This window comes from uncultured Oribacterium sp. (assembly GCF_902481605.1).
GTDB lineage: Bacteria > Bacillota > Clostridia > Lachnospirales > Lachnospiraceae > Oribacterium > Oribacterium sinus.
The window spans coordinates 1-7,620 of the sequence record NZ_CABSXI010000086.1 but is presented as its reverse complement, the minus strand read 5'-3'; the positions used below and the strand labels follow the sequence as shown (position 1 = coordinate 7,620).

Here is a 7,620-nt window from a genome sequence, read left to right as displayed (position 1 = left end):
TTTTTTTACAGCCCCTTCTTTCTATTTTCAGAAAATTTTTAACAGAAATAGAAAAAGAAAGGCAAGTCTTCAAGAGCTATTGACAAAAATTTGACAAAAAAATTTTTTGGCGTTTGTACAAATATCATAAAAATAGTAAGAAAATATAGGGGAATTCTATGCACAAAATTCCGTGCATAGGGTTCTCTTTCTTTGTTTTTAAGAATCTTCATAGTATAATAAGAATTGTCTATGAGGAAGATTTTGGGAGGTATAAAAATGGGTGTTACCACTTTTAAGGGTGGCGTTCATCCCTATGACGGAAAGGAATTGGCAATGGACAAGTCCATTGTTGATTTGCGTCCTGAGGGGTTGATGGTTTATCCACTTTCGCAGCACATTGGAGCCCCTGCCAAGCCCTTGGTACAAAAGGGAGATCGGGTTCTTTTAGGACAGAAGATTGCAGAGGCAAACGGCTTTATTTCCGCACCTGTTATTTCTTCTGTGTCAGGTACCGTTAAAGCCATTGAGAAGAGACTGACCGTAGGGGGAGCTATGGTGGAGTCCATTGTGGTGGATAATGATCAACAATATGAATCCATTCCGGGCTTTGGTGATAAAAGAGACTACAAAGTAATGTCTCGGGAAGAAATTGTAAACATCGTAAGAGACGCCGGTATTGTGGGCTTAGGAGGCGCCGGTTTCCCTACTTTTGTAAAGCTTAGTCCGAAAGAAATCGATAAGATTGATTTATTTTTGGTAAACGGTGCAGAGTGTGAGCCTTATCTTACCTCCGATTACAGAGATATGATGGAGATGCCGGAGAAATTGATTGGCGGTTTACAGGTAGTCCTCTCCATTTTCCCCAATGCCAAGGGAAAGATTTGCATTGAAGACAACAAACCGGAAGCAATCAAGCTTTTGACGGAAAAAGTTAAGGGCATGGACAATATTGAGGTAGTAGCCTTAAGAACCCGTTATCCTCAGGGGGGAGAGCGTCAGCTGATTTATGCTGCCAGCGGAAGAAAGATTAATTCCTCCATGTTACCGGCGGATGCAGGGGTTGTAGTGGACAATGTAGACACCGTTGTGGCTATTTATGAGGCGGTTTGCGAGTCCAAGCCTTTGGTTAGAAAGATTTTAACCGTAACCGGAGATGCGGTAGCAAGTCCCGGTAACTTCCGTGTACCCTTGGGAACCAATTATCAGCAGGTGATTTCTGCAGCAGGCGGTTTCTCGGAGGATCCGGAAAAGGTGATTTCCGGCGGTCCTATGATGGGCATGCCGCTTTTTGTGCTGGATATTCCTGTGACCAAGAACTCCAGCTCTATTTTGGCGTTTAAGAAAGACCCGGTAGCGGAAGAGGCTACCACTCCCTGCATTAACTGCGGCAGATGCGTTACAGCCTGCCCGGAGAATTTGATGCCTACATTGATGATGGTGGCTTCTCTTCAAAAGAACACGGAACGCTTTGAAAAGCTTTACGGTATGGAGTGTATCGAGTGCGGATGCTGTTCCTATGTCTGTCCCGCAAAGCGTCCTTTAACCCAGGGCTTTAAGCAGATGAAGAGAAAAGTCAATGCAGAGAAGAGAGCAAAAGCCGCAAAGGCCCAGGGAGGTAAATAAATGAAACTTTTACATCTTTCTGCGAATCCCCATGTGCGTGACAGGGTGACTTCCGCGGAATTAATGAGAGACGTTGTGATTGCCATGCTTCCCACTGCTATTTACGGCGTTTTACAGTGGGGATTTCACGCTCTATTCGTAGTGGTACTCACCACTTTGATGGCGGTTTTTACAGAGTTTGCTTACCAGAAGGCTATGAAGCTGCCGGTAACGGTGAATGACTGGTCTGCTGCGGTAACCGGTATGATTTTGGCATTAAACTGTCCTCCGGGAATTCCCTATTGGATTCCTATGGTGGGATCCGTGTTTGCTATTACTGTGGTAAAGCAGCTTTATGGAGGCCTGGGAGCCAACTTCATGAACCCGGCTTTAGCGGCTCGTTGCTTCCTCTTGATTTCCTTTGCAGGAAAGATGACTGCTTTCAACAACGCAGGGGCAGACGGAATTGCCACCGCAACCCCTCTTGCAATTTTAAAAACAACTCCGGATGCCAGCATGAATTTGATGGATATGTTTGTGGGAAGAATTCCGGGAACCATCGGAGAGGTATCTAAGATTTGTCTTTTGATCGGTGCTTTATACCTGATTGTTCGGAAGGTTATTTCTCCGAAAATGCCTTTGATTTATATCGGAACCGTAGCGCTGTTTACCCTGATCTTCTCCGGAAGAGGCTTTGATATGCATTATCTGGCTTCCGAAATCTTAGGAGGCGGATTGATTTTCGGTGCCTTTTTTATGCTGACAGACTATGTATCTTCTCCCATTACCCCCAACGGACAGATTGTCTTTGCGGTACTTGTGGGAATTTTAACCGGACTCTTCCGTCTTTTCGGCGGTTCTGCAGAGGGAGTTTCCTATGCGATTATTTTGAGCAATATTTTGGTACCGACGATCAATAACATGACGATACCGAAGGCATTTGGCAGGGAGGGAAAGTAAGATGAAAAAAGATTCCTTTATGAAAGACGCCTTAGTGCTTACTGCCATTACCTTAATCTCCGGACTGCTTTTAGGCGTGGTATACGGAATGACGAAGGATACCATTGCCAATGCCATTAAAGAAGCAACCAACAAAGCCTACAAGGTGGTTTTGGATGCTGCGGATTATGACAGTGAGGAACTGAAGGATACTTTACAGAAGGCTACCGAAGAAGGAACTTTGGCAACGGATAACGGCGGCGCAGAGCTGACGGATGCTATTGTGGCTAAGGATGCTTCAGGGGAAACTGTAGGATATGTGCTGAAGGGACATGCAGCAGGCTACGGCGGTCCCGTTGTAGTGGTTGTAGGTGTGGATAAAGACTTAAAGGTTACCGGAATTTCTTTCCCGGAAACCTTACCGGAGACGGCAGGTCTTGGACAAAAAGCAACTCTTCCCGAGTTCTACGAGCAGTTTGCCGGAAAAACCACAAAGATTGCCGTGAAAAAAGGCGGCGGTGCAGGAGAGAATGAAATCGATGCGATTTCCGGTGCCACCATTACCAGTACTGCGGTAACCAATACGGTAAATGCATCCACGGAATTTGTGGAAAATTACGTTTTAAAGTAGGAGGGGGAAATGAATAAATACATAGAAAGATTATATAACGGTATTATCAAAGAAAACCCTACCTTCATTATCATGCTGGGAATGTGTCCTACCTTGGCAACCACCACCAGTGCGATAAACGGATTGGGAATGGGATTGTCCACCACAGCGGTATTAATGTTTTCCAATATGCTGATTTCCGCCCTTCGTAAAACTATTCCGGAGCGTATGCGTCTTCCGGGAGAAATCGTGGTAGTAGCATCTTTGGTTACCATTGTTCAGCTTTTGATTCAGGCCTATGTACCGGCTTTATATGAGGCTTTGGGAATTTATATTCCTTTGATTGTAGTTAACTGTATCATTTTAGGAAGAGCGGAGTCCTATGCTTTGTTTAACGGCCCGGCCTTATCCTTCTTTGACGGTCTGGGCATGGGCATCGGCTTCACTTTGGCCTTAACCATTATCGGATCCGTAAGAGAGTTAATCGGTGCAGGAACCATCTTTAACTTCAGATTGATTCCGGAGGCCTACAGCATCAGCATTTTCGTACTGGCTCCCGGTGCCTTCCTGGTTCTTGCGGTTCTTACGGCAATTCAGAACAAGTTGCGTCTTCCTTCCGCAACCAACGGAGATGCTCCGGAGGAATTTGTTTGTGGCGGAAACTGCATGGGCTGCTTCTCCGAGTGTAAAGAAAAAGCTCCTGAAAAGAGTGAAGTAGAGAAGAAGGAGGCGGCAGTATGATTGATTTGCTATTGATTGCCATTAAATATTCCCTGGTCAGTAACGTAGTGCTTTCCCAGTTCTTGGGAATCTGTCCTTTCCTGGGAGTATCAAAGAAGACAGAGTCCTCCAAGGGTATGGGAGGAGCGGTAATCTTCGTTATCGTGATTGCCTCCGTAATTACCCATGGAATCTATGTTGCCTTCCTGGCGGCTTCCAGCCCCCTTTGCAAGGCCCTGGGCTTAACGGATGGTTTAGAGTATCTGAATACCATTGTGTTCATCTTGGTTATTGCGGCTCTGGTACAGTTTGTAGAGATGTTCTTAAAGAAGAATGTACCTTCTCTTTATGAGTCCTTGGGTGTGTATCTTCCTCTGATTACCACAAACTGTGCGGTTTTGGGTGTGGCCTTGAATAATGTTTCTTATGGTTATAACTTTGCCCAGAGCTTAGTATACGGACTGGGAATTTCCGTAGGTTTTGCTTTAGCATTATTGCTTATGGCAGGAATCCGGGAGAATATTATCGAAGGGAACGACAGGATTCCCCACTCTTTCCAGGGTTCTCCCATTGTACTGGTTACCGCAGCCCTTATGGCGATTGCATTCTTCGGCTTTGGCGGATTGATTTAAGGAGGATTGAGTATGAGTCTAATGACAACATTGGTCCTGGTTGCCGCCGGTTTAGTGGGTGCAACAGGTTTGATTTTGGGCGTATTTTTAGGAGTGGCCTCCGAGAAATTCAAGGTGGAGGTGGATGAAACAGAGGCGAAGATTCGCGGGGCACTTCCGGGAAACAACTGCGGTGCCTGCGGATTCCCCGGCTGTGACGGCTGTGCTAAGGCTATGGCATTGGGAGAGGCTCCTGTAACACAGTGTCCGGTAGGAGGAAGTCCCGTAGCGGAGAAGATTGCGCAAATTCTTGGCACCGGAGAGGTGTCCATGGACCAGGAAAAAAAGGTTGCCCATGTACACTGCCAGGGATCCTGCTCCAAGACAAAGCAGATTGCCAGCTATACAGGTATTGCCGATTGCAATGACTTGGCGGTGGTTCCGGGAGGAACGGAAAAGTCCTGCCCATACTCTTGCTGTGGCTATGGCTCCTGCGTAAAGGTCTGTGCCTTTGATGCTATTCATGTGGTGGATGGTGTTGCCATTGTGGATAAGGAGAAGTGTACAGCCTGCGGTGCTTGTATTAAAGCTTGCCCCAAGGCGTTGATTTCCTTTGTTCCTTATAAGAAGAAACACATCGTTTCCTGTAAGAATCTTTTAAAGGGTAAGGCAGTTAAGGACAGCTGTTCCATCGGATGTATTGCCTGTGGAATTTGCGAGAAGAACTGTCCCTTCGATGCCATTCATGTCCTGAATGATTTGGCAGTGATGAATGAAAAATGTACCGATTGCGGTATTTGTGCTCAGAAGTGTCCCACTTCCGCCATTACCGGTAAAAAAGTGAAGAAGGTAGAACCGAAGGAAGCGGTACAGGAAAAGAAGGAAGAAGCTAAGGAAGCTCCCGTTTCCGTAGGTTAAATGCAAAAGATATCTTTATCATCATCAAGATATGGCAGAAAAGAGTATTTCATAAGCATAAAGAAATAAACTGAATAAAAATTTTCATAAAACTCTTTTAAAACTTACAAAAGTAGTCGATAAAGTATCTGTTGTGAAAATTTTCATAAAAAAGGAGCTGTCCCGAAAAGACGGATTTAGAAAGAACATTACAGTAAAAAGTGCTAAAAGTAAAAAAGAACTACCATAAAATTTGCTTTTGCTTTGAAAGAAATTGTAAAAGTTTTTTCTTTAACAATATTGTCTATTTCGTAGGGCTAGTGTAGAATCCTTTTTATATGGAAAATGGCAACGGGAATTATCTCGTAAGTGAGCAATCAAGGAGGAGAGCGGCATGAAGGAATGGTCAAAGGCATTCAGAAATCTATCGATTCTGAGTCAGTTTGGATTATCCCTTGCAATGCCGCTTTTATTATGCTTATTTGTGGCATATCAATTAAGAGAGCACTTTCATCTTTCTTACTGGATATACCTGCCTGCATTTTTCTTCGGTCTTGCGGCTTCCTTTATGACAGCCTATAAGTTTTATCTGTCTGTCTCAAAGAAGGAGAAGAAGCAAGAAACAAAGGATCGAGCTTTTAACCAACATCGTTAGAAAGCTCCGACTTTAAGTTTTACATAAGAAAGGATAAGAAAAATGAAGGTACAATCTACCGTGAAAAAAGAAACTGTGCAGATTGCTGTGCAGTGCGGAATAGCTTGCCTTGTGCTGCTAATCTGTTTTTTCTTTCTTCATATAGCAAAACCGGAAATAGTCAGCTTTGATTATAAGGTGATTCTTTCCGCCGTATTGGGAAGCTTTGTGGCAGTAATGAATTTTTATCTCATGGGGATTACTGTTCAGGAGATTGTCAACACGGAAAATCAGGAAGATGCTTACCAGAAGATGAGAGCATCTTACCGAAACCGTACCATGCTGCAGCTGATTTGGATTGTGATAGCGCTAATCGCTCCCATTTTTAATGCCGTAGCGGGTATTGTTCCCTTACTTTTTCCGGGAGCATTTCTGAGAATACGAGGGGTTCTCGACTGGAAAAAGAATACGAAAACACAAGGAGGTGAAAACTAGAGTATGAATTTTGATATTTCTGGAGCAAAAATATTCCTTAAAATTCCTACAGGAATTCCTTTCCTAGGAGATTTTCTGCTTTCGGAAACCCTAGTGGTCAGCTGGATAGTTATGGCGATTATCACCGGGCTATGTATCTTCCTTACCCGAAATCTGCGGGTGGAAAATATTAGTAAACGACAAGCCATTGCAGAGCTGATTGTAGAAAGTGCCAACAACTTAGTGCGCAGTAATACGGGAGGAACCAAGTTTGATAAGATGATTCCTTTTGTGGCAGCCCTTTTTGGCACCAGTATCGTTTCCAACTTAATCAGTTTGACCGGATTACGAAGCCCTACCGCAGATCTGTCCACAGAGGCAGCCTGGGCACTTACGGTTTACGTAATCATCATTGCCAACAAGATTAAGGCAGGTGGAGTTATTGGATTTTTGAAGGGATTTACCCAGCCCATTCCGGTTATGACGCCATTTAACATCCTTTCGGATGTGGCTACCCCCATTAGTATGGCATGTCGTCATTTCGGTAACATTTTGTCAGGAGTGGTTATCAGTGGTTTGATTTATGCATCATTAACCATTGCTTCTTCTGCAGTCTTGGGCTTAATCCCCGGTGTTGTAGGAGATTTTCTATCAAACATTCCTATTTTTGCAGTGGGTCTGCCCGCTATCGTAGGATTTTATTTTGACTGGTTTTCCAGTGCCATGCAGGCATTTATTTTTACCATGTTGACGATTATGTATATCGCCAACGCAGCAGAAGGATAAACAAATTAATTTAGGAGGACAAGAAAATGAGTGAATTTCAGTTTTTAGCAAGAGGTATTGCATTAGCAGGATGTGGAATCGGTGCAGGTGCTGCATTAATCGCAGGTATCGGACCCGGTATTGGAGAAGGTAACGCTGTAGCAAAGGCTTTGGAAGCTATCGGAAGACAGCCCGAGTGTAAGGGTGACGTTACTTCTACCATGTTATTAGGTTGTGCGATTGCCGAGACAACCGGTATCTACGGATTCGTAACCGGTCTTCTTCTGATCTTCGTTGCTCCCGGTATGTTCATGAATTTCTTAAAGTAAGAACAATTACGAAGCAAAGCGAAGAAAGGAGAAAAGTATGGAATCGCAACAGTTGGT

General features: G+C 44.2%; 10 protein-coding genes. All 10 read left to right on the top strand.

Annotation, left to right across the window (positions count from 1 at the left end; genetic code table 11):
- Positions 1–258 precede the first annotated feature (258 nt).
- Positions 259–1,605 (top strand): electron transport complex subunit RsxC, encoded by a 1,347-nt coding sequence (rsxC, locus tag RDQ32_RS10320; protein WP_308580388.1) that lies wholly within the window; start codon positions 259–261, stop codon positions 1,603–1,605.
- Positions 1,606–2,544 (top strand): RnfABCDGE type electron transport complex subunit D, encoded by a 939-nt coding sequence (locus RDQ32_RS10315; RefSeq protein ID WP_308580387.1) that lies wholly within the window; start codon positions 1,606–1,608, stop codon positions 2,542–2,544.
- Between the two features lies 1 nt (position 2,545).
- Entirely contained in the window at positions 2,546–3,154 is a 609-nt protein-coding gene (locus RDQ32_RS10310) for an RnfABCDGE type electron transport complex subunit G (RefSeq protein ID WP_304072188.1), read from the top strand.
- Positions 3,155–3,163: 9 nt separating this feature from the next.
- Positions 3,164–3,874, top strand: a complete 711-nt coding sequence (locus RDQ32_RS10305; RefSeq protein ID WP_308580386.1) for an electron transport complex subunit E — start codon at positions 3,164–3,166, stop codon at positions 3,872–3,874.
- Positions 3,871–4,485 carry an electron transport complex protein RnfA gene (locus RDQ32_RS10300; RefSeq protein ID WP_007157839.1) on the top strand — a complete coding sequence of 205 codons (615 nt, stop codon included), beginning with the start codon at positions 3,871–3,873 and terminating at the stop codon, positions 4,483–4,485. The genes RDQ32_RS10305 and RDQ32_RS10300 overlap by 4 nt, the downstream gene beginning before the upstream one ends.
- Before the next feature lie 12 nt (positions 4,486–4,497).
- Positions 4,498–5,382, top strand: coding sequence for an RnfABCDGE type electron transport complex subunit B (locus tag RDQ32_RS10295; protein WP_308580385.1), 885 nt, complete (start codon positions 4,498–4,500; stop codon positions 5,380–5,382).
- A gap of 373 nt (positions 5,383–5,755) precedes the next feature.
- Entirely contained in the window at positions 5,756–6,016 is a 261-nt protein-coding gene (locus RDQ32_RS10290; protein WP_308580384.1) for an AtpZ/AtpI family protein, read from the top strand.
- A 42-nt stretch (positions 6,017–6,058) separates the two neighbouring features.
- On the top strand, positions 6,059–6,490 hold the full coding sequence (locus RDQ32_RS10285) for an ATP synthase subunit I (RefSeq protein WP_007157836.1): 432 nt from the start codon (positions 6,059–6,061) through the stop codon (positions 6,488–6,490).
- A gap of 3 nt (positions 6,491–6,493) precedes the next feature.
- Positions 6,494–7,255 (top strand): F0F1 ATP synthase subunit A, encoded by a 762-nt coding sequence (locus RDQ32_RS10280; protein ID WP_183683049.1) that lies wholly within the window; start codon positions 6,494–6,496, stop codon positions 7,253–7,255.
- Between the two features lie 26 nt (positions 7,256–7,281).
- On the top strand, positions 7,282–7,563 hold the full coding sequence (atpE, locus tag RDQ32_RS10275) for an ATP synthase F0 subunit C (RefSeq protein ID WP_007157834.1): 282 nt from the start codon (positions 7,282–7,284) through the stop codon (positions 7,561–7,563).
- Positions 7,564–7,620: the final 57 nt, after the last annotated feature.